Raw genomic sequence first — 20,833 nt, 5'->3', positions numbered from 1 at the left:
ACAAAAAAGCAAGTCCAGTAACGGACTTGCTTTTCCTTTGCCTAAAATTAAAATTCTTCCAAGGCCAAGGAGGCATCTTCCCAAGCCTGGCTAACTTGGCTGATCTTTTCCTGGACAGCGGTCAATTCTTCCTGGAGAGGCCCCAGCTTGCTGAAGTCGGCGGCGATTGCCGGGTCAGCCATTGCTTCCTGGATCTCTTGTTCTTTTGCTTCCAGCTCTTCCAGGTCCTTTTCTGCCTGGGCGACCTGCCGCTCCAGTTTCCGCTTTTCCGAGTCCCGCTTTTTCTGCTCCTGGTAGGAGAACTTGCTTTCGCTGACTGCCTTGACGACTGGCGCTTCCTGCGCGGCTGTTTCTTGAGCAGCGGCTTCTTCCTTGGCCTTTTCGTTCAAGTAGTAAGTGTAGTTGCCTTCATAGATTTTGGCCTGGCCGTCTTTAGCGACGACGATCTTGTTGGCCAGTTTGTTGATGAAGTAGCGGTCGTGGGAAACGAAGAGGAGGGTGCCGTCGTAATCGGCCAAAGCTTTTTCCAAAACTTCCTTGGCGTCCAGGTCCAAGTGGTTGGTCGGTTCGTCCATCAAAAGGAAGTTGTTGTGTTCCATGGACAAGACGGTCAGGGTCAAGCGGGCTCTTTGCCCCCCGGACAGCTGGCTGACCTGCTTGTCAATGTCCTTGGCCGTGAACAAAAAGCTGGCTAGGATGGACCGGATGTCCTTTTCGTTCATGTCTTTGTGCCGGTCCCAGATGGTATCGATCACGGTCTTAGAATAGTCTAATCCCTGCAGTTCCTGGTCATAGTAGCCGATATCCAGGCTGGCCCCGTACTTGATTGCCCCGCTCTTAACCGGCAGTTGTTTCATGACAGTCTTTAAAAGGGTGGACTTGCCGATCCCGTTTTGGCCAATGATGGCCACCCGGTCACCCTTATTGATCTGGAAGGAGATGTCCTTAAGCATGGTCTTGTCTGGATAGCCAACGGCCAGGTCCTTCAAGATCAAGACTTCCTTGCCTGACGGCCGGGCGCTGTCAAACTTGATCCGGACTTTTGACTTGTGCTTTGGCGGGTCGACCAGTTCCATCTTCTCCAGGGCCTTGCGCCGGCTTTGGGCCTGCTTGGTGGTGGAGGCGCGGACGATGTTCTTTTGGATGAACTCTTCTTCTCGCTTGATCTCTTCCTGCTGCTTTTCATAAGCGGCTTCTTGCTGCTGGTCGCGCAGTTCTCTTTGCGCCAGGTACTGGCTGTAGTTGCCCTTAAAGACAGTCAGTTCCCCATGCTGGAGTTCAAAAATCTGCGTAGCCAGGTGGTCTAAGAAGTACTGGTCGTGGGAAACCGTCAGGATGGCGCCAGGGTAGTTCTTAAGAAAGGCTTCCAGCCAGTCCAAAGTATCCAGGTCCAGGTAGTTGGTCGGTTCGTCCAAAAGCAGGAGCGGGGGCTTCTTTAAAAGGAGCTTGACGAAGCTGAGCCGGGTCTTTTCCCCGCCGGACAGGCTGGCAATCTGCTTGTTCCAGGTCGCTTCCGGGAAGTTGAAGCCGTTGAGCATGCTCTTGATTTCGGCCTGGTAGGTATAGCCGCCGGCTTGTTCAAAATTATACTGGGCCTGGTCCAGGCGGCGCAGAAGCTCTTCGTCTTCCGGATGGTCGGCGATGGCGTACTGCAGCTTCTCCAGCTGCTGGCCCTGGTCGATCAAGGGCTGGAAGACCGTCAGCATCTCTTCCCAGATCGACTTCTCTTCGTCAAAGTCGTGCTCCTGGGCGATGTAGCCAATCTCGATCCCCTTGTTGACGGTAAATTCCCCCTGGCTGGCTTCCTGGCGGCCGGTCATGATCTTTAAAAGGGTCGTTTTCCCGGCCCCGTTTGGCCCGACCAGGCCGATCCGGGCATTGTTCTCAATTGAAAAGTTTACCTTGCTGAATATAGGAGCAGCTCCGAAGCGTTGCTCCAAATTGTGTCCTTGTGCTATTATCATATTTCTTCACCTTGAAACATTGTACCATGCAAAAGGCTTGCCTGCCGCCAGCCAGGCTGATTTTCCCTTTCTTTTCCGCTTCTTTTTTCCCTCCTTTTATTTTTCCTTTTTCTTTAAAGAAAATGCCGGAAGCGCTGATCTCTTAATCAATTTGTGAAAAAGTTCAATAAAAAGGATTATACGGCAAATATTGTGAAAATACGACTTGCCAAGGACTGGTAAAAATGGGTATCATAGTAGAAGATTGATTAGAGATTCACATTCACAAAATAAAAACTGGAGGCATCTTTTTATGAACAACAAATTTAGAATTCCCAAGGCTACTGCCAAAAGATTGCCGCTATATTACCGCTACTTGCTGCTTTTGAATGATGAAGGCAAAGACAAGGTTTCTTCAACTGAACTGGCGGAAGCCGTTCAAGTCGACAGCGCTTCAATCCGCCGGGACTTTTCTTACTTCGGTGCCCTGGGCAAGCGGGGTTACGGCTATGACGTCAAGAACCTGCTCAGCTTCTTTAAGAAGATCCTCAACCAGGACACTTTGACCAATGTTGCCCTGGTCGGGGTCGGCAACCTGGGTCATGCCCTTTTGAACTACAACTTCAAGCGCAGCAACAATATCAGAATTTCCTGCGCCTTCGACATCAACCCGGAAATCACCGGCAAGATCACCCAGGGGGTCCCGGTTTACTCAATGGATGAAATGAAGCAGCAGATCGCTGACCAGCAGATCCGGATCGCTATCTTGACCGTTCCCCAGGCGACGGCCCAGAAGACGGCTGATGAAATGATCGAAGCCGGGATCAAGGGGATCATGAACTTTACCCCGATCCGCCTGTCCGCCCCAAACGGGGTCCGGATCCAAAACGTCGACCTGGCTACCGAATTGCAGACTTTGATCTACTTCCTTGACTCTGACGAAATGATCAAAAAGCAGCTGGAAGAGCGGAAAAAGGCCATGAACAACACGAATAAATAAGGAAAACAGCACTTTTTAGCACTCTCGACTAAAAAGTGCTATTTTTCTCTTGCCTTTTTGGAAAAAAGGTATTATTATCATAGTTGTAAGTTAGCACTTGATCAAGATGAGTGCTAAAGAATTTCTAAAGACAATTAATTTTAGGAGGGAATAACGTGTTACAACCAATTGGAGATCGCGTGATCGTTGAAGTTAAAGAAGTTGAAGAACAAACTGTTGGTGGTATCGTACTTGCTTCCAACGCTAAGGAAAAGCCAACCCAAGGCAAGGTTGTTGCCGTAGGCGGCGGCCTGTACGCGGAAGATGGTAGCAAGCTTCCTATGACCGTCCAAGAGGGCGATGAAGTTTTATACGATAAGTATTCTGGCACTAAGGTCAAGTACGAAGGCAAGGAATACTTAGTCCTTCATGAAAAAGACATTTTGGCAATTATTAAGTAATTTAAGGAGGGTGAATTAAAAAATGGCAAAAGACATCAAGTTTTCAGAAGACGCAAGACGTTCACTTTTAAACGGGGTTAACAAGCTGGCCAACACGGTCAAGACGACCTTGGGGCCTAAGGGCAGAAACGTTGTTTTGGAACAAAGCTACGGCGCCCCAACGATTACCAACGACGGCGTGACTATCGCCAAGGCAATTGAACTGGAAGACCACTACGAAAACATGGGGGCCAAGCTGGTTGCTGAAGCTGCTTCAAAGACCAACGACATCGCTGGTGATGGTACGACCACGGCCACTGTTTTGACCCAAGCCATCGTGCAAGAAGGGATGAAGAACGTGGTTGCCGGGGCTAACCCAGTTGGCATTCGCCGCGGGATTGAAAAGGCCACCCAAGCAGCCGTTGACCAATTGCACAAGAACAGCCACGAAGTTTCCAGCCGGGACCAAATTGCCCAAGTTGCTTCAATCTCAAGTGCTTCAAAGGAAATCGGCGACTTGATCGCTGAAGCCATGGAAAAGGTCGGCAAGGACGGTGTTATCACCATTGAAGACTCCCGCGGGATCGAAACTGAACTGAGCGTGGTTGAAGGGATGCAATTCGACCGCGGCTACCTGTCCCAATACATGGTAACGGACAACGACAAGATGGAAGCTGACTTGGAAAACCCATACATCTTGATCACTGACAAGAAGATTTCCAACATCCAGGACATTTTGCCAATGTTGCAGGAAATCGTGCAACAAGGCCGCTCACTCCTAATCATCGCTGATGACGTGACTGGCGAAGCTTTGCCAACTCTTGTTTTGAACAAGATCCGCGGTACCTTCAACGTTGTTGCTGTTAAGGCTCCTGGCTTTGGTGACCGCCGCAAGGAACAACTGGCTGACATCGCTGCTTTGACTGGCGGTACGGTAATCTCTGAAGACCTGGGCCTGGAACTCAAGGACACCCAGCTCAGCCAATTGGGTCAAGCTCGCCGGGTAACTATCACCAAGGACTCAACTACTATCGTTGACGGCTCTGGCGCTAAGGAAGCCATCCAAGAACGGGTTGACACCATCAGAAAGCAAATCGAAGACACTTCTTCTGACTTCGACAAGAAGAAGCTGCAAGAACGTCTGGCCAAGCTGACTGGCGGCGTAGCCGTAATCCACGTCGGTGCTGCTACTGAAACTGAACTCAAGGAACGCCGCTACCGGGTAGAAGACGCCTTGAACGCTACCCGTGCCGCTGTTGAAGAAGGCTACGTAGCTGGTGGTGGTACTGCTTTGGTTAACGTTGAAGAAGCTGTTAAGGCAATCAAGGGTGACACTGCTGACGAACAAACCGGGATCAACATCGTGGCCCGTGCCTTGACTGCCCCAGTTCGCCAAATCGCTGAAAACGCCGGCCAAGAAGGCTCAGTCGTTGTTGACCACCTGCGCAAGGTTGACCCGGAAGTCGGCTACAACGCTGCTGAAGACAAGTACGTCAACATGATTGACGAAGGGATCATCGACCCAACCAAGGTGACCCGGTCAGCCCTGCAAAATGCCGCTTCAATCGCCGGCCTCTTGCTGACCACTGAAGCAGTTGTGGCAGAAATTCCGGAAGACAAGCCAGAAGCTGCTCCAGCTCAACCAGGCATGATGTAAAATACTGAAAATTAACACACACAAGAATTACTGTAAGAAGGGTCCAGCTTTGGCTGGGCTCTTTTTGCGTGCAGACAAGGCAAGCAGGCCGGCGAAATGCTGTATAATTGAAAGCATACGATAAGCGAGGGAGTTTTTATGCCAAGAAAAGCCACGACTCCAATGATGGAGCAATATTACCAGATTAAAGACCAGTACCCGGATGCCTTTCTCTTCTACCGGGTGGGAGATTTTTACGAACTCTATGAAGACGATGCCATCAAGGGATCACAGATTTTAGAGTTGACCCTGACTCACCGGTCAAATAAGTCGGAAAACCCGATTCCCATGGCCGGGGTGCCCCACATGGCGGTTGATTCTTATGTCAACACTTTAGTGGAAAAAGGCTACAAGGTGGCCATCTGCGAGCAATTGGAAGACCCGAAGAAGGCCAAGGGGATGGTCAAGCGGGGGATCATCCAGCTGGTTACTCCCGGCACCAAGATGGCCCAGGGGCCAGACGACAGCCAGGAAAGCAACTACCTGACCAGCGTGGTTGAAAAGGCTGGCGGCTATGGTCTGGCTTACAGCGACCTGTCGACCGGGGAGATTTTTGCCACCCACGTCAAGCACTACGCCGAGGTGGTCAACGAGCTCCTGTCTTTGAGAACCCGGGAAGTCGTTTTTGCTGGCAACCTTAGCGCCAGCGACCGGGACAGACTGCAAAAGGCCAACATCACCGTGTCTGAACCGGCAGAACTGGAAGGCGAGCATGCGGAAATTTCCTATGTCCAGCAGAAACTGACTGACTCTATGGAAAAAGCCGCCGTCCGCCAGCTGGTCGTTTACCTTTTGGCCACGCAGAAGCGGAGCCTAGCTCACCTGCAAGTGGCGGAAAGCTTTGAAATCGGCCAGTATTTACAGATGGCCAACACTGTCCAGCGGAATCTGGAACTGACCCAGTCAGCCACGACTGGCAGGAAGCAGGGCTCTTTATTCTGGGTTTTGGACAAGACCACCACGGCTATGGGGGGCCGGCTTTTAAAGCAGTGGCTGAGCCGGCCGCTCTTGTCTTTAGACCGGATTAAGCAGCGCCAGCAGATGGTGCAAGCCCTGTTGGACGACTACTTTACCAGGGAAAATATCGTTGACTCCTTGAAGGGAGTCTATGACCTGGAACGGTTGAGCGGCCGGGTGGCTTTTGGCAATGTCAACCCCCGTGAGCTCTTGCAACTGGCGAAAAGCCTCGAGGCGACCAAGCTGATCATCCAGGCCCTGGCCGAATCGGGCAATCCAGACCTGGAAAAATACGGGCAGGGGATCGACCCGCAAAGTGAACTTGCTGAGAGTATCACTAACTGCTTAGTTGACCAGCCGCCGATTTCGGCTAAAGACGGCGGCATTATCCGGGCCGGGGTCAGCGAGGACCTGGACAAGTACAGAGAAGCCATGAATGGCGGGAAAAAGTGGCTGGCCCAGATGGAAATGGAAGAGCGGCAGAGAACCGGGATCGACAATCTGAAGATCGGCTACAACCGGGTCTTTGGCTACTTCATCCAAGTCAGCAAGGGGAATGTCGCTAAAGTGCCCCAGGACCGCTACACCAGAAAGCAGACCCTGACCAATGCTGAGCGCTACATTACCCCGGAATTAAAGGAACACGAAAACTTGATTCTGGAAGCTGAGAGCCGGTCAACTGACCTGGAATACGAGCTCTTCAGCCAGCTGAGAGAGGCTGTCAAGGCCCATATCCCGGCCTTGCAGGAACTGGGCCGGCAATTGGCGGCCCTGGACGTCTTCGTGGCCTTTGCCCAGGATGCTGAAGAGAAAAATTACTGCCGGCCAAGTTTTTCCAGCAAAAACGAAATCGCCGTTAAGAACGGCCGCCACCCGGTTGTTGAGGCAGTTTTACCAGCTGGCTCCTATATCCCTAACGACCTGGTCATGGATGAAGACACCAGTATCTACCTCATCACGGGGCCAAACATGTCTGGTAAGAGCACCTACATGAGGCAGCTGGCATTAATCGCCATCATGGCCCAGATCGGCTCCTTCGTCCCGGCAGACAGCGCCAAGCTGCCAGTTTTTGACCAGGTCTTCACCCGGATCGGGGCCGCTGACGATCTCTACTCCGGCAAGTCCACCTTCATGGTGGAAATGAGCGAGGCCAATGAGGCCCTCCAGCACGCTTCCAGCCGGTCTTTGGTTCTGTTTGACGAAATCGGCCGGGGGACGGCCACTTACGACGGGATGGCCTTGGCCGGGGCGATTATCAAGTACCTGCATGACAAGGTTGGCGCCAAGACCCTTTTTGCCACCCACTACCATGAACTGACTGAACTGGACGAAACCTTGCCGCACTTAAAGAACATCCACGTCGGAGCAACGGAAGAAAACGGCCAGCTGATCTTCCTGCACAAGATTTTGCCAGGACCAGCCGACCAGTCTTACGGGATCCACGTGGCCAAATTGGCTGGCCTGCCGCGGGCCGTTTTAAGAGAAGCCTCCAGCATGCTCAAGCGCCTGGAAGCAGAAGGAGCCCGGGAGATCAACCCAAGCCGCCAGCAGCTGGACCTCTTCAGTCCGGTGGAAGTAGTGGAAGAGAACCCGCTCAAGGCAGAGCAGGAGGAACTGTTAGACGAGATCAGCCAGGTCAACTTGAATGAAAAGACGCCGCTGGAAGTCATGCAGCTGGTAGCTGACTGGCAGCAGGCCTTGAAGGAAGAATAATGGCGAAAATTCATGAACTTTCAGAAAATCTGACCAACCAGATCGCGGCCGGGGAAGTTATCGAGCGGCCGGCCAGCGTGGTCAAGGAACTGGTCGAAAACGCGATCGATGCCCAGGCCAGCCGGATCAGGGTTGAAGTCCAGCATTCGGGCTTAAAGCAGATTTCTGTCCAAGACAACGGCAGCGGGATTGCCCCGGACCAGGTTGACCTGGCTTTTATGCGGCACGCGACCAGCAAGATTCAAGATGAGCATGACTTGTTCAATATCGCGACCTTGGGCTTTAGAGGGGAAGCCCTAGCTTCCATCGCAGCCGTAGCCCATGTGGAAATTTTGACTTCAACTGACGGGCAGACGGCCACCCGGGCAGCTTTTGCCGGCGGGGTGAAAAAGTTCCAGGAAGATGCTGGCAGCGCTAAGGGAACCAAGATCACGGTCGGGGATATTTTTTACAATACTCCGGCCCGGCTGAAGTATCTGAAGAGCCCGAAGACTGAACTCTTGAAGATTGTGGATATTGTCAACCGGATTGCCCTGGGGCACCCGGAAATCAGCCTGACCTTGGCCAGCGACGGGAAAGTCTTGCTCAGAACGCCCGGTAACGGCAACTTAAAGCAGGACGTGGCCAATATTTATGGCCGCAAAGTCGCCGAAAAAATGCTGACGGTGGAAAATGAGGACCCGGACTTTACCCTCTATGGCCTGGTGTCAGAAGCAAACTTGACCCGGTCATCCCGCAACTTTATCTCGATTTTGCTCAATGGCCGCTACATCAAGAACTACCAGCTCTCCAGTGCCCTTTTGGACGGCTACGGCAACAAATTGGGGGGCAAGTACCCGATCGCGGTCTTGGCGATTGAGGCTGATCCCCTCTTAGTCGACGTCAACGTCCACCCGACTAAGGAAGAAGTCCGCCTGTCCAAGGAAAAAGAGCTCAGCCGCTTGATCACCAGTGCCGTGACTGAGGCTTTAATGGATGAGGACGAGGCCAGCCCGCTTTTTCAGCTGACTCCTTTTAAAGACAAGACCCAGTTGGACCAATTGGAATTCAACTTAAAACCAAACGTGGTCGACACCCGCCGGCCAGATGACTTCCAGCTGGAAGTCTCCCAGGTGGCTGAGCCGGAAGGCAAAACAGATATAACTAATAAAAAAGAAACAGAGACAAAAGAAACAAAAGAAACAGTAGAGAAGAAAGAAAATAAACAAGAAAAGAAAGAAGAAAAAACTTCTGCTCCGGAATACGTGGACTTAAACCAGGTCAGAGAAGATGACCAATATGTCTTAACCAAGAGCTGGGACCAGCATGTCAAGGAACAGACGGCCCTGCCGCCTTTTGCGGGCGGAGAGGAAGCCGCTAGCCCGGTCACGTCAAAGGCTGACCAGCTGCTAAGGCAACACCTGCCGGCCCTACGCCTTTTGGGCCAGATGGGGGGATATCTCCTGGCTGAACACGGGGGCGACCTTTACCTGCTTGACCAGGTGGCGGCCAGAAGACGGCTGGAGTACGACCAGATTTTAGCCAGCCTGGAAAAAGACGAGAACTACCAGCAAGGCTTGCTTGAGCCTTTGGTCTTTGACTTTAGCGTCTATGACTACCAGAAATTAAAAGACCAGCTGCCCCTTTTGCGCCAGCTGGGCCTGGAGATGGAAGACTTTGGCCAGAACACCCTCTTGATGCACTCTTACCCAACCTGGCTGAAAGGGGAAGTCACCGTGCAGGTCAGGGAGCTCTTGGACCAGCTCTTGTCCAGCCGGGAAAACGATGGAAAAAGTCTCTTGAAGCTGGTGGCGGCTAAGGCGGCGGAAAGCAATGTTTCCCGCCGGGTCAATTTAACCGGCGCTGAAGCCGCCGATCTGCTGCTCCGTTTGCAGACGGCCAGCGACCCTTACCGGGATGCCAACGGCCAGGTCGCCGTCGTCCGCTTGAGCCAGAATGATTTAAGCAAGCTTTTTAAGAAAGGAAAGTGACAAAGCTAGATGTACGAGTATTTTGAGGGCACCATTACCGTGGTTAATCCGGCCTATGTCGTGATTGAAGTGGCTGGGATAGGCTACCGGATCCTGACCCCGACCCCTTATGCCTATAAAGATGGGGACAAGGCCCGGATCTACGTTGAACAGGTCGTCCGGGAAAACGGGATGACCCTCTACGGCTTCAAGAGCCAGCAAGACAAGGTCCTCTTCAACAAGCTTAATGAAGTTTCCGGGATCGGTCCTAAGTCTGCCCTGGCCATCATGGCCGCTGAAGACAACGGAGCCCTGGCTTCCGCCATTGAGAGCGGCGAAGTTTCCTACTTGACCCGTTTCCCGGGGATCGGCAAGAAGACGGCAGCCCAGATCGTCCTGGACTTGCGGGGGAAGATGGGCAACTATGTGGCGGAAAACCTCTTTACCGAAGATGAACCGGTTAAGTCTGTTTTCCCAGCCCTAGAAGACGCTCTCCTGGCCCTTGGGGCTTTGGGCTACAGTCAAAAGGAAGTTGACCGGATCAAGCCGAAACTGAAGAAATTGCCGGAAATGTCCGCTGACGAATACATCAAGCAGGGGCTGGGCCTTTTGCTGAAGAAATAAGGGGGTAAAGGGAAATGACGGAAGAACATTTGACCAGCCAGGAAGCCGCCGAAGGCGAGGAAGCGGTGGAACTGTCCTTACGGCCTCAGCTGCTCAGCCAGTATATCGGGCAAGGGCATGTCAAAAAGGACATGGAAGTCTACATCCAGGCCGCCCGCCAGCGTGACGAGGCCCTGGACCATGTCCTTCTTTATGGCCCGCCAGGTTTAGGTAAAACCACCCTGGCCTTTGTTATTGCCAATGAATTGGGGGTCAACTTAAAAAGCACCAGCGGTCCGGCCATCGAGCGGGCCGGGGACCTGGTGGCCCTCTTAACTGACCTTGAGCCGGGGGATGTTTTGTTTATCGACGAAATCCACCGCCTGGCCAAGCCGGTTGAAGAAGTCCTCTATTCAGCCATGGAAGACTTTTACATCGATATCATGGTTGGGGAAGGGCAGACGACTCATGCCATCCACTTGCCTCTGCCGCCTTTTACCTTGATCGGGGCAACCACCCTGGCCGGGCAGTTGTCGGCGCCTCTGCGCGACCGCTTCGGGATCGTTGAGCACATGCAGTACTACCAGGTCGAAGACTTGGAAAAAATCATCCTCCGCTCAAGCGAGGTCTTCCACACCAAGATTTCCCCGCAAGCTGCCCATGAACTGGCCCGCCGGTCCCGGGGAACGCCCCGGGTGGCCAACCGCCTTTTAAAGCGGGTGCGGGACTTTGCGGAAGTCAAGGGAGAAAAAGAAATCTCCCTGGAAACCACGGCCATGGCCTTAAAGCAGCTGCAAGTCGACAGTGCCGGCTTGGACCAGACTGACCGCAAGCTGCTGAGAACCATGATCTTAAGCTATGGGGGCGGCCCAGTCGGAATCCGGACCCTGGCTTCCAATATCGGGGAAGACCGGGAGACGATCGAGTCCCTGTATGAGCCATATCTTTTGCAAAACGGCTTTATCGTCATGACCCCAAGGGGGCGGGTAGTGACCCAGAAGGCCTACCAGCAGCTGAATTTGCCCCTGCCGGGCGAGGAAGAATAGCAAAAAAATCTGGTTTACAGTATAATGTTCGTTAAAGCCTTTTGGCATCTGCCAAAAAGCGGCAAATAAATTTTATGAGGTGGATAATTTGAATACTTTTGCATTAGCCGCAGCCAACAGCGGTGCTGGCAGCAGCATCTTCATGCTGGTTATGCTGGCTGTTTTGTTTGGTTTTACTTACTTTACGATGATCAAGCCGCAAAAGAAGCAGCAACAGCAGCGCCAGGAAATGATGAATCAGCTCAAGAAGGGCGACAGCGTGGAAATGGTCGACGGCCTGCGCGGCAAGATCGACTCAATCAACGATGCTGACAAGACTATCGTCTTGGACGCTGACGGCATTTACCTAACCTTTTCCAGACTGGCAGTCAGAACTGTTTTGAAGCAAGCTGACGCAAGTGAAGCTGAAGCAGCCAAGCCAGCAGAAGAAAAGGCTGAAGCAGCCAAGACTGAAGAAGCAGAAGACAAGGCAGAAGACAAAGACAGTCAAGAATAAACGAACAAAACGTTCCTTCGGGGACGTTTTTGCTTTGCCTGCGCCGATAAATTGCTAAAATAGTTAGTAGTTGATTTTTTTGAGGTACTATAATGAACAATATTCCAACAGTAATGATCCTTTTCGGCGGCAGCGGCGACCTGGCCCACCGCAAGATCTATCCGGCCCTCTTCAATCTCTACCGCCGGAATGTCATTCACGACAATTTTGCCGTTATCGGCACTGCCCGGCGGCCATGGTCGCATGAATACCTGCGCGAGCAGGTGGCCCAAGCTGTTCATGAAAGCTGGGAAGAGGTCGACGAAGCGCAGCTGACGGAATTTGCCAGCCACTTTTACTACCAGTCCCACGACGTAACCAACGTTGAACACTACGTAACTTTGAAGCAATTGGCCCAGGAACTGGATGAGTGCTATGAATGCGGCGGCAACCGCATCTTCTACATGGCCATGGCCCCAAGCTTCTTTGGGACGATTGCCGAACACATTGCCAACCAGCATTTGACCGGGACCGGCTTCAACCGCCTGGTGGTTGAGAAGCCATTCGGGACTGACCTGGCCAGTGCGGAAGTCTTGAACCAGCAGATCCGCAATTCTTTTGCTGAAGACCAGGTCTTCCGAATCGACCACTACCTGGGTAAGGAAATGGTGCAGAATATCCTGCCTCTGCGCTTTGGCAACTCTTTGTTTAAGCGGATTTGGAACGCCGACGCGGTTAAAAATGTCCAGGTTACCCTGGCTGAACGGCTGGGCGTTGAAGCCCGGGGCGGCTACTATAACAGCTCCGGTGCCCTGCGGGACATGGTTCAGAACCACATCATGCAGATCATCACCCTTTTGGCCATGCCGGAGCCAAAAGACTTGTCTGACAAGGCCATCCACGCGGCTAAGGAAGACCTTTTGGCATCTTTAGTTATCCCAGATGAAAAAGCCGTCAGCGAAAACATCATCCGCGGCCAGTATCTGGGGACGGAAACCACTTTTGAATATGTCAAAGAGCCGAACGTGGCGGAAGACTCCAAGACGGAAACTTACGTGGCTGGCCGTTTGGAATTTAGCAAGGGGCCTTTGGCTGGCGTGCCGATTTACTTCCGAACTGGCAAGGAAATGCGGGAAAAGAAGACCCGGGTGGACGTGGTCTTTAAGGATGAAGCTGGCCTGTATGGCGATAAGGCTAAGACCAACATACTGACTATTGAGATTGACCCGGTCAACCAGGTCTACTTCCGCTTAAACGGCAAGATTGTTGCTGGCGATGACCTCCGTCTTGAAAGATTCCGCTACCGCTACAGTGAAGATGAACAAGCTGAGGTGCCAGACGGCTATGAACGTTTGATCCACGACGTCTTTGTCAACGACTCCACCAACTTTACCAAGTGGGAAGAACTGAAGCAGTATTGGAGATTCGTGGACGCGGTTGAAGCTGCCTGGCAAAAGCAAAACGCTGCCGGCGAAAAGCCGGTCAAGTACCGTCCTTACGGCATGGGGCCGGATACCAGCAAGATCTTCGCGGATCCTGAGGATGGCTGGATCTACAAGTAATGGCCGATATTGACCTTTTGCCCAGGAACGATTTTTCCCGCCGGATCATCCACTTGGACATGGACGCTTTCTATGCTTCAGTTGAAATGCGGGACCGGCCGGAATTGGCGAATAAGGCAGTCGTGATTGCCCAGGACCCCCGGAAAACTGGCGGCCATGGCGTGATCGCCACCGCCAACTACCGGGCCAGAAAGTACGGGGTTGGGTCAGCCATGGCGGCCGCCCAAGCCGTCAAGCTGATTCCAGCTGAAGAACTGGTTTTCGTTGAACCCGATTTCGCGAAATACCACCGGGTTTCCGGGCAAGTGCACGGCTTAATGCACGAACTGACCGACCAGATCGAAAGCGTGGCGCTGGACGAAGCATATATGGACGTGACCCGGAGCAAGATCCCCGGCAAAAGCGCCCTGGAGCTGGCCAGCTATTTGCAAGAGCAGATCTTCCGTCAGCTGCATTTGACCTCATCTTTTGGGGTCAGCTACAACAAGTTTTTGGCCAAGATGGGGTCAGAATACGCCAAGCCTTTTGGCCGCACTTATCTTGCCCCGGACCGGGCCCAGGACTTTTTAGACAGGCAGGAGATCAAGAGATTCCCCGGCATCGGCAAGAAGACCCAGGAGCGGCTAAAGGAAGCCGGAGTTTTGACCGGCCGCGACATCAGAAATTACGGGCTCAGCCGCCTTTTAAAAGACTATAAGAAGTCCGGCTACTACATGGCCCTGCATGCTTATGGCATTGACTTAAGCCCCGTCCAAGCCTCCAGGCAGCGCAAGTCCCTGGGCAAGGAGCGGACTTTTGAACCGGTAATCTATGACCCGGACCGAGCTGATGCCTACTTAAAGGACTTCAGCCAGACGGTGGCGGCTGAACTAAAGGAGAGAAATCTTTTAGCCCGGGTGGTCGTTTTAAAGGTCCGCGACCGCAATTTTAAAACTATCACCCGCCGGAAGCAGATCCAGCCGACCAGTGACCCGGAAGTCTTTTACCAGCTGGCCAAGGAGCTCCTGGCCCGGGAGCCGGAATTCCTGGCTGAAGGCATCCGCCTCTTGGGCCTGTCAGCCGGCGAACTTGAAGAAAAACATTACCAGGAAATCAGTCTTTTTGCAGATGAATAGCTAAAAGGCTGATTTTTTGCTAAAATAAAATTTTGAACTCATAAGGCAGAAAGGACCCCGCGATGAACACTTTTGACGAAATATTTAGTAAGATTAAGCAATATCCAACCATTATCCTCCACCGGCACACCAATCCCGACCCGGACGCTATCGGCTCCCAGGCCGCTTTAGCCAAGAGCCTGCGCCTGCAGTTCCCGGACAAGAAGATTCTTTGCACCGGGGAAAATGACGTCGGTGACCTGGACTGGATCAACACCATGGACGAAGTCAAGGATGAAGACTACCAAGGCGCCCTGGTGATCACGACTGACACGGCCAACACGCCGCGGATCTCTGACCAGCGCTACCGGCTGGGGGACTACCTGATCAAGATTGACCACCACCCGGACGTTGACCCATATGCTGACATGTCTTACGTTGACTCAAAAGCCGCTGCTGCCTGTGAAATCATCGCTGACTTTATCGAAGCAGAAGGCCTGCCCCTTAACCAGGAAATCGCCCTGGCCCTCTACGCCGGTATTATCGGTGACACTGGCCGCTTTATGTATGACGCGACCAGCGCCCACACCTTCGAAGTAGTATCCCGCTTGATGGAGACGGGGATTGACATCTCCCAAATTGCCAGAAACGAAAGTGAAGTTACCTTCCAGCAGGCCAAGCTGCAGAGCCTGACCCTGGAGAAAATGCAGCTGGACGAAAGCGGCCTGGTCGCTATCGCCGTAATTAGCCAGGCTGACTTAAAGGCCCTGGGCGTTACCCAGCCGCAAGCTTCAGTCACTGTTTCAACCCCGGGCCGGATCAAGGGGATTCTGACCTGGCTGGTCATCGTGGAAAAAGAAGATGGTACTTACCGGGTCCACTACCGGTCAAAGGGTCCGCACATCCACAAGCTGGCTGAAGCCCACGACGGGGGCGGCCATGAATTAGCCTCCGGGGCAACGGCCCATGACCAGGTGGAAATCGACCAGATTTTTCAGGAATTAGTTGAAGTAACCAAGAAATACAAGGAAGACCATGAATAACATTTTTACTGATACCCGCTTAAGAAGCGAAATCCGCCAGGGCCTGGCCAAGATCGGCTTTGCTAAACCGACTCCGGTGCAGGAAAAAGTCATCCCGGCCATGCTGAAAGGCGAAAGCGTGATCGTCCAGGCGGCTACGGGGAGCGGGAAGACCCACGCCTACTTGATCCCGATTTTAAACGCCATTGATGAAGACGCCCGCTATGTCCAGGCCATCGTCACGGCTCCCAGCCGGGAACTGGCTGACCAGCTCTACCGGGTGGCCCGCCAGCTGCGGGATAATTCCGGTTTAAACATCGCCATTGCCCACCTGGCCGGGGGCAGCGACCGGGACCGGCAGATCGCCAGATTTGAACAGAACAAGCCCCAGTTGGTTATCGCTACGCCGGGCCGGCTTTTGGACTTTGCTGACAAGAAGATCCTGCTTTTGGACCAGGTCAAGAACTTTGTCATCGACGAAGCCGATATGACCCTGGACTTGGGCTTCCTGGCCGATGTGGACAAGATTGCCGCCCGCCTGCCAAAGGACGTGGTCATGTCCGCCTTTTCAGCCACGATTCCGGTCAAGCTGACCAACTTTTTACGCAAGTACATGGCCAAGCCGGAAGAAATCGTGATCGACAATCCGGCAGTTATTGCCCCAACCATCAAAAACGACCTCTTGGACATCGGCAGCAAGGACAGGAAGAAGATCGTCTACAAGCTTTTGACCATGGGCCAGCCTTACCTAGCCCTGGTTTTCGCCAATACCAAGCAGATGGTTGACGAACTGGCTGACTACCTGACTAAGCAAGGGCTTAAGGTGGCCAAGATCCACGGCGGCATTACCGAACGGGAAAGAAAGCGGACCCTGCGGGAAGTCCGGGCCGGCCAGTACCAGTATGTCGTCGCCAGCGACCTGGCTGCCCGGGGGATCGACCTGCCTGGCGTCAGCCTGGTGATCAACTATGAGATTCCCAAGGAGCTGGAATTCATTATCCACCGGATCGGCCGGACTGGCCGGAACGGCCTGCCGGGCCACGCCGTGACTTTGGTTAGGGAAGAAGAGATGAACCGGGTGGGGGCCTTGGAGCAGATGGGCGTTCACTTTGACTTCGTTGAAATCAAGGACGGGGCACTCGCTCCGCGGACTCACTACCGCCGCCGGGACAACCGGACGGCTGCAAACCGCCAGCTTGACCCCCACATGAGGGGCGTGGTCAAGAAGGTCAAGTCCAAGCGCAAGCCTGGCTATAAGAAGAAGATCAAGCAGGCGATTCAAGAAGACAACCGCAAGAAGCGGAAGATTGAAGCTCGCCACGAAATGCGCCACCAAAAGCTCCTCCGTAAGCGCAAGCGCGAGCAAAACCGTTGACATTTTTTCTATAAGTAGTAAAATTAGGGACGTTTAAGATATGTTTTCTGTCTAGGCGATTCAAAGAGAGAACCGGCAGCTGGGAAGGGTTTATCACCAGGCAGGAAATGCTCCTTAAAGTGATTAATTTAAGATAATCAAGAGGTAACAAGCATTGTTGCAATCGAGGTGGTACCGCGTCTAGAGCGTCCTTGAAGAAGGCAAACATGCTTGTTTTTTGTGTTTTTAGGAGATTTTGATGAAAAAGTTAAACAGTTCAGAATTTCGGCAAATGTTCCTCGACTTTTTTGCTGAACACGGCCACATGGTCATGCAGTCAGCCAGCTTGATTCCAAAGGATGACCCGACTTTGCTCTGGATCAACTCCGGGGTGGCAACCATGAAGAAGTACTTCGACGGCTCAGTTGTGCCAAAGAACCGCCGGATTACCAGCTCACAAAAGTCAATCAGAACCAACGACATTGAAAACGTCGGTAAGACTGCCCGCCACCAAACCTTGTTTGAAATGCTGGGCAACTTCTCAGTTGGTGACTACTTCAAGGAAGAAGCGATTCCTTGGGCCTGGGAATTTTTGACCAGTCCTGACTGGCTGGATCTGGACAAGGACAAGCTTTACGTAACTGTTTACCCTAAGGATACTGAAGCTCACCGGATCTGGCATGAAGTCGTCGGCTTGCCGGAAAGCCACATCGTGCAATTGGAAGACAACTTCTGGGACATCGGTGAAGGCCCATGTGGTCCTGACTCAGAAATCTTCTACGACCGTGGCCAGGAAAACAATGACGTGCCAGAAGACGACCCGGAAAACTACCCAGGCGGGGAAAACGCCCGTTACCTGGAAATCTGGAACATCGTCTTCTCAGAATTTAACCACCTGCCAGACGGCAGCTACGTTGAACAGCCACACAAGAACATCGATACCGGGATGGGTCTGGAACGTGTCCTGTCTATCTTGCAAGATGCCCCGACCAACTTTGAAACCGACCTCTTCCTGCCAATCATCCACGCTACTGAAGAAATGAGCGCGGGCAAGAAGTACGGCGCAAACAAGGCTGACGACACTTCCTTCAAGATTATCGCTGACCACATCCGGGCTATCTCCTTTGCCATCGGTGACGGGGCTCTGCCAGGCAACACTGGCCGCGGCTACGTTTTGCGCCGGCTTTTGCGGCGGGCAGCCTTGAACGGACGCAAGCTGGGCATCGACGGCGCCTTTCTTTACAAGCTGGTGCCAGTTGTCGGCGACATCATGAAGAGTCACTACCCAGAAGTCAGCGACCAGGCTGAATTCATCAGCAAGGTCATCAAGAACGAAGAAGACCGCTTCGGTGTAACTTTGGAAGCCGGCTTGACTTTGCTGGACGACTTGATCGACAAGGCCGAAAACAGCGAAGACAAGACCATCTCCGGCAAGGACGCCTTCAAGATGTTCGACACTTACGGCTTCCCATACGAATTGACGGTTGAAGCTGCTGAAGACAAGGGCTTGAAGGTTGACAAGGATGGCTTTGACGCTGAAATGGAAGCGCAGAAGGAACGTGCCCGCAAGGCCCGGGGTAACCTGCAATCCATGGGTTCACAAGACGAAACCTTGATGAAAATCAAGGACAAGAGCGTCTTTGAATACGGGGTCTATGAAGAAGAAAGCCAGCTGGTTGACATCATCGTTGACGACAAGCTAGTGGACAAGGCTGACGGTGAAAAGGCAACCTTGATCTTCGACAAGACGCCATTTTACGCTGAACGGGGCGGCCAGGTGGCTGACCACGGTGACATCTACGACCAGGAAGGCAACTTAGTTGCCCGGGTAGTTGACGTTCAGCACGCGCCTAACGACCAGAACCTGCACTTTGTCGACGTGATCCTGCCACTTGTAAAGGGGCAGACCTACAAGCTGAAGATTGACCGGGCGCGCCGGGAAGGCCTCCGCCACTCCCACTCAGCTACCCACCTCTTGCACGCCGCCTTGCGGCAAGTATTGGGTGAACACACCCACCAGGCCGGGTCAGTTGTTGAACCAGACTACTTGAGATTCGACTTCACTTCCCTTGACCCAATCACGCCAAGAGAATTGAAGAACGTTGAAAAGATCGTCAACGAAAAGATCTGGGAATCAATCCAAGTCAAGACCACGGAAACTGATCCGGAAACCGGTAAGAAGATGGGGGCCTTGGCTCTGTTTGACGGCAAGTACACTGATAAGGTCAGAGTCGTGCAAATGGATGACTTCTCCATCGAATTCTGCGGGGGTACTCACTGTGACAACACCTCCCAAATCGGCGTCTTCAAGATTATTTCTGAACAAGCCATCGGTGCCGGGGTCAGAAGAATTGAAGCCGTAACTTCCAAGCTGGCTTACGAATACTTAGCTGGCCGCTCAGACATCCTGGACCAGATCCAGGCTCAAGTTAAGGCCACTAAGGCTGAAGACATCCAAAGCAAGATTGCCAGCCTGCAAGAAGAACTCAGAAGCGCTGAAAAGCAAAACGCCGCTTACAAAGCCCAAATCAACGCTTCTAAGGCCGGCAAGATCTTTGATCAGGTCAAGACGGTTGGTGACTTGACGGTTATCGCTACGATCGCTGACGTCAAGGGGATGAACGACTTGCGGGAAATCGCTGACCAATGGAAGAGCGAAGGCAAGTCTGACGTCTTGATTCTGGGCGCTAAGTCTGAAGACAAGGCCAACATGCTGATCAGCCTGGGCCAAAAGGCCCTGGACAAGGGTCTGAAGGCCGGCGACTTGATCAAGAGCGTGGCTGCTATCTTTGGCGGTGGCGGCGGCGGCCGGCCAAACATGGCCCAAGCCGGCGGCAAGAAGCCAGAAGGCCTGCAGGATGCCATCGATGCTGCAGTCAGCCAGCTGGACTAATTAAGCTAAAATAATTGAGTTAAGGAAAATTTTTAAGTAGAATAGACAAAAGAGGGGGAATAACAATGAGTTCGCTTGATAAGACGATGCACTTTGATTTTAATCAGAATAAGGGAAAGAACATCCGCGACACTCTGGAAGACGTATACAAGGCCCTGGAAGAAAAGGGCTACAGCCCGATCAACCAAATCGTGGGTTACCTGCTTTCAGGCGACCCAGCGTACATCCCACGCCACAACGACGCCCGGAACCTGATCTTGAAGCACGAACGCGATGAAATCATCGAAGAACTGGTCAAGAGCTACCTGGGCAAGGACAAGTAATGCGCCTGCTGGGTTTGGACGTCGGCTCCAAGACCATCGGGGTGGCCGTCAGTGATCCCTTGGGCATCACCGCCCAGGCCGTGATGACGATCCCGATTGATGAAGACCGGCACAATTTCGGCATGCGGTCTTTAAAGAAGCTGGTCCGCGAATATGAAGCGGACGGCTTTGTTCTGGGCCTGCCTAAGAACATGGACGGAACGGCCGGTCGGTCGGTCAGCCGGAGCAAGGCCATGGGCGAGCGCCTGGAGCAGAAGTTTGGCTTACCAGTCTACTATGACGATGAACGCTTGACGACCGTGGCCTCAGAGAGGATTTTGGTTGAAGAGGCGGGAATGCATGATCGCCGGCAGCGCAAGGAGGTCGTTGACCAAATGGCAGCCGTGTTGATTTTGCAGAACTATTTGGATTTACAGCGAAAGGAATAACTATGGCTTTTGAAGTTAGCGCCGAAGATCAAGACAGACAATTGACCTTGATCGATGAAGACGGCAACGAAGAATTATTTGAAGTATTGTTTACTTTCCATTCTGACGACAATGACAAGTCCTACATCCTGCTTTACCCGGCAGCTGTAGAAGATGACGACGAAATTGAAGTCCAGGCTTTCAGCTACGACGCCGATGAAGATGGCGACGTAACCAGCAGCGACCTGCACGAAATCACTTCTGACGCTGAATGGGACATGGTTCAAGGGGTGCTCAACACCTTCCTTGAAGATGACCGTTTGAGCGGTGACGATTCTGCAGAATAAGAAAGAAGCGGGTGTTTAGCCCGCTTTTTT

Annotated in this window: 17 protein-coding genes; 16 read left to right on the top strand and 1 reads right to left on the bottom strand. The window is 52.8% G+C overall.

The window, feature by feature from the left end; translation table 11 throughout:
* Positions 1–47: 47 nt before the first annotated feature.
* The gene (locus tag LJ046_RS08805; RefSeq protein ID WP_002876553.1) at positions 48–1,964 is read right to left on the bottom strand and encodes an ABC-F family ATP-binding cassette domain-containing protein; all 1,917 of its coding nucleotides are present in this window, start codon (positions 1,962–1,964) and stop codon (positions 48–50) included.
* A gap of 292 nt (positions 1,965–2,256) precedes the next feature.
* Here LJ046_RS08805 and LJ046_RS08800 point away from each other — a divergent pair, with 292 nt between their 5' ends.
* The 16 genes from LJ046_RS08800 (at position 2,257) to LJ046_RS08725 (ending at position 20,803) form a co-directional block, all read left to right on the top strand.
* Positions 2,257–2,943, top strand: a complete 687-nt coding sequence (locus tag LJ046_RS08800) for a redox-sensing transcriptional repressor Rex (RefSeq protein WP_002876556.1) — start codon at positions 2,257–2,259, stop codon at positions 2,941–2,943.
* A 155-nt stretch (positions 2,944–3,098) separates the two neighbouring features.
* Positions 3,099–3,383: a co-chaperone GroES gene (gene groES / locus LJ046_RS08795; RefSeq protein WP_002876557.1), complete on the top strand. Its 285-nt coding sequence runs from the start codon at positions 3,099–3,101 to the stop codon at positions 3,381–3,383.
* 22 nt (positions 3,384–3,405) lie between these two features.
* Positions 3,406–5,019, top strand: a complete 1,614-nt coding sequence (gene groL / locus LJ046_RS08790) for a chaperonin GroEL (protein ID WP_002876560.1) — start codon at positions 3,406–3,408, stop codon at positions 5,017–5,019.
* 138 nt (positions 5,020–5,157) lie between these two features.
* Positions 5,158–7,728 carry a DNA mismatch repair protein MutS gene (gene mutS, locus LJ046_RS08785; protein ID WP_002876561.1) on the top strand — a complete coding sequence of 857 codons (2,571 nt, stop codon included), beginning with the start codon at positions 5,158–5,160 and terminating at the stop codon, positions 7,726–7,728.
* Positions 7,728–9,698 (top strand): DNA mismatch repair endonuclease MutL, encoded by a 1,971-nt coding sequence (mutL, locus tag LJ046_RS08780; RefSeq protein ID WP_002876562.1) that lies wholly within the window; start codon positions 7,728–7,730, stop codon positions 9,696–9,698. The genes mutS and mutL overlap by 1 nt, the downstream gene beginning before the upstream one ends.
* A gap of 9 nt (positions 9,699–9,707) precedes the next feature.
* Complete coding sequence (gene ruvA / locus LJ046_RS08775) at positions 9,708–10,301, top strand: Holliday junction branch migration protein RuvA (protein ID WP_002876565.1); 594 nt, start codon at positions 9,708–9,710, stop codon at positions 10,299–10,301.
* A gap of 14 nt (positions 10,302–10,315) precedes the next feature.
* Complete coding sequence (gene ruvB, locus LJ046_RS08770) at positions 10,316–11,326, top strand: Holliday junction branch migration DNA helicase RuvB (protein ID WP_002876567.1); 1,011 nt, start codon at positions 10,316–10,318, stop codon at positions 11,324–11,326.
* Between the two features lie 88 nt (positions 11,327–11,414).
* Complete coding sequence (gene yajC / locus LJ046_RS08765) at positions 11,415–11,822, top strand: preprotein translocase subunit YajC (protein WP_002876568.1); 408 nt, start codon at positions 11,415–11,417, stop codon at positions 11,820–11,822.
* A 92-nt stretch (positions 11,823–11,914) separates the two neighbouring features.
* Entirely contained in the window at positions 11,915–13,363 is a 1,449-nt protein-coding gene (gene zwf, locus LJ046_RS08760; protein ID WP_002876569.1) for a glucose-6-phosphate dehydrogenase, read from the top strand.
* The gene (gene dinB / locus LJ046_RS08755) at positions 13,363–14,478 is read left to right on the top strand and encodes a DNA polymerase IV (RefSeq protein ID WP_002876570.1); all 1,116 of its coding nucleotides are present in this window, start codon (positions 13,363–13,365) and stop codon (positions 14,476–14,478) included. The genes zwf and dinB overlap by 1 nt, the downstream gene beginning before the upstream one ends.
* 62 nt (positions 14,479–14,540) lie before the next feature.
* The gene (locus LJ046_RS08750) at positions 14,541–15,500 is read left to right on the top strand and encodes a DHH family phosphoesterase (RefSeq protein ID WP_002876571.1); all 960 of its coding nucleotides are present in this window, start codon (positions 14,541–14,543) and stop codon (positions 15,498–15,500) included.
* Entirely contained in the window at positions 15,493–16,854 is a 1,362-nt protein-coding gene (locus tag LJ046_RS08745; protein WP_002876572.1) for a DEAD/DEAH box helicase, read from the top strand. Before LJ046_RS08750 ends, LJ046_RS08745 begins: the two co-directional genes overlap by 8 nt.
* 238 nt (positions 16,855–17,092) lie before the next feature.
* Positions 17,093–19,726: an alanine--tRNA ligase gene (gene alaS, locus LJ046_RS08740; RefSeq protein WP_002876573.1), complete on the top strand. Its 2,634-nt coding sequence runs from the start codon at positions 17,093–17,095 to the stop codon at positions 19,724–19,726.
* Positions 19,727–19,791: 65 nt separating this feature from the next.
* A complete protein-coding gene (locus LJ046_RS08735; protein ID WP_002876574.1) occupies positions 19,792–20,049 on the top strand; it encodes an IreB family regulatory phosphoprotein in 258 nt (85 codons plus the stop codon).
* On the top strand, positions 20,049–20,477 hold the full coding sequence (ruvX, locus tag LJ046_RS08730) for a Holliday junction resolvase RuvX (RefSeq protein WP_002876575.1): 429 nt from the start codon (positions 20,049–20,051) through the stop codon (positions 20,475–20,477). The genes LJ046_RS08735 and ruvX overlap by 1 nt, the downstream gene beginning before the upstream one ends.
* 2 nt (positions 20,478–20,479) lie before the next feature.
* Positions 20,480–20,803, top strand: a complete 324-nt coding sequence (locus tag LJ046_RS08725; protein WP_002876576.1) for a DUF1292 domain-containing protein — start codon at positions 20,480–20,482, stop codon at positions 20,801–20,803.
* Positions 20,804–20,833 lie beyond the last annotated feature (30 nt).

Origin of the sequence: Lactobacillus delbrueckii subsp. jakobsenii ZN7a-9 = DSM 26046 (assembly GCF_001888925.1) — a bacterium.
Classification (GTDB): Bacteria; Bacillota; Bacilli; order Lactobacillales; family Lactobacillaceae; genus Lactobacillus; species Lactobacillus delbrueckii.
The sequence above is the reverse complement of the archived record's forward strand: the minus strand, read 5'-3'. Positions and strand labels throughout refer to the sequence as shown.

Coding starts and splice junctions, on each gene's coding strand:
- ruvB (WP_002876567.1), top strand. CDS start 10,316: ATGACGGAAGAACATTTGACCAGCCAGGAAGCCGCCGAAGGCGAGGAA.
- LJ046_RS08805 (WP_002876553.1), bottom strand. CDS start 1,964: ATGATAATAGCACAAGGACACAATTTGGAGCAACGCTTCGGAGCTGCT.
- zwf (WP_002876569.1), top strand. CDS start 11,915: ATGAACAATATTCCAACAGTAATGATCCTTTTCGGCGGCAGCGGCGAC.
- LJ046_RS08745 (WP_002876572.1), top strand. CDS start 15,493: ATGAATAACATTTTTACTGATACCCGCTTAAGAAGCGAAATCCGCCAG.
- groL (WP_002876560.1), top strand. CDS start 3,406: ATGGCAAAAGACATCAAGTTTTCAGAAGACGCAAGACGTTCACTTTTA.
- LJ046_RS08750 (WP_002876571.1), top strand. CDS start 14,541: ATGAACACTTTTGACGAAATATTTAGTAAGATTAAGCAATATCCAACC.
- LJ046_RS08725 (WP_002876576.1), top strand. CDS start 20,480: ATGGCTTTTGAAGTTAGCGCCGAAGATCAAGACAGACAATTGACCTTG.
- dinB (WP_002876570.1), top strand. CDS start 13,363: ATGGCCGATATTGACCTTTTGCCCAGGAACGATTTTTCCCGCCGGATC.
- ruvA (WP_002876565.1), top strand. CDS start 9,708: ATGTACGAGTATTTTGAGGGCACCATTACCGTGGTTAATCCGGCCTAT.
- mutL (WP_002876562.1), top strand. CDS start 7,728: ATGGCGAAAATTCATGAACTTTCAGAAAATCTGACCAACCAGATCGCG.
- alaS (WP_002876573.1), top strand. CDS start 17,093: ATGAAAAAGTTAAACAGTTCAGAATTTCGGCAAATGTTCCTCGACTTT.
- LJ046_RS08800 (WP_002876556.1), top strand. CDS start 2,257: ATGAACAACAAATTTAGAATTCCCAAGGCTACTGCCAAAAGATTGCCG.
- ruvX (WP_002876575.1), top strand. CDS start 20,049: ATGCGCCTGCTGGGTTTGGACGTCGGCTCCAAGACCATCGGGGTGGCC.
- LJ046_RS08735 (WP_002876574.1), top strand. CDS start 19,792: ATGAGTTCGCTTGATAAGACGATGCACTTTGATTTTAATCAGAATAAG.
- mutS (WP_002876561.1), top strand. CDS start 5,158: ATGCCAAGAAAAGCCACGACTCCAATGATGGAGCAATATTACCAGATT.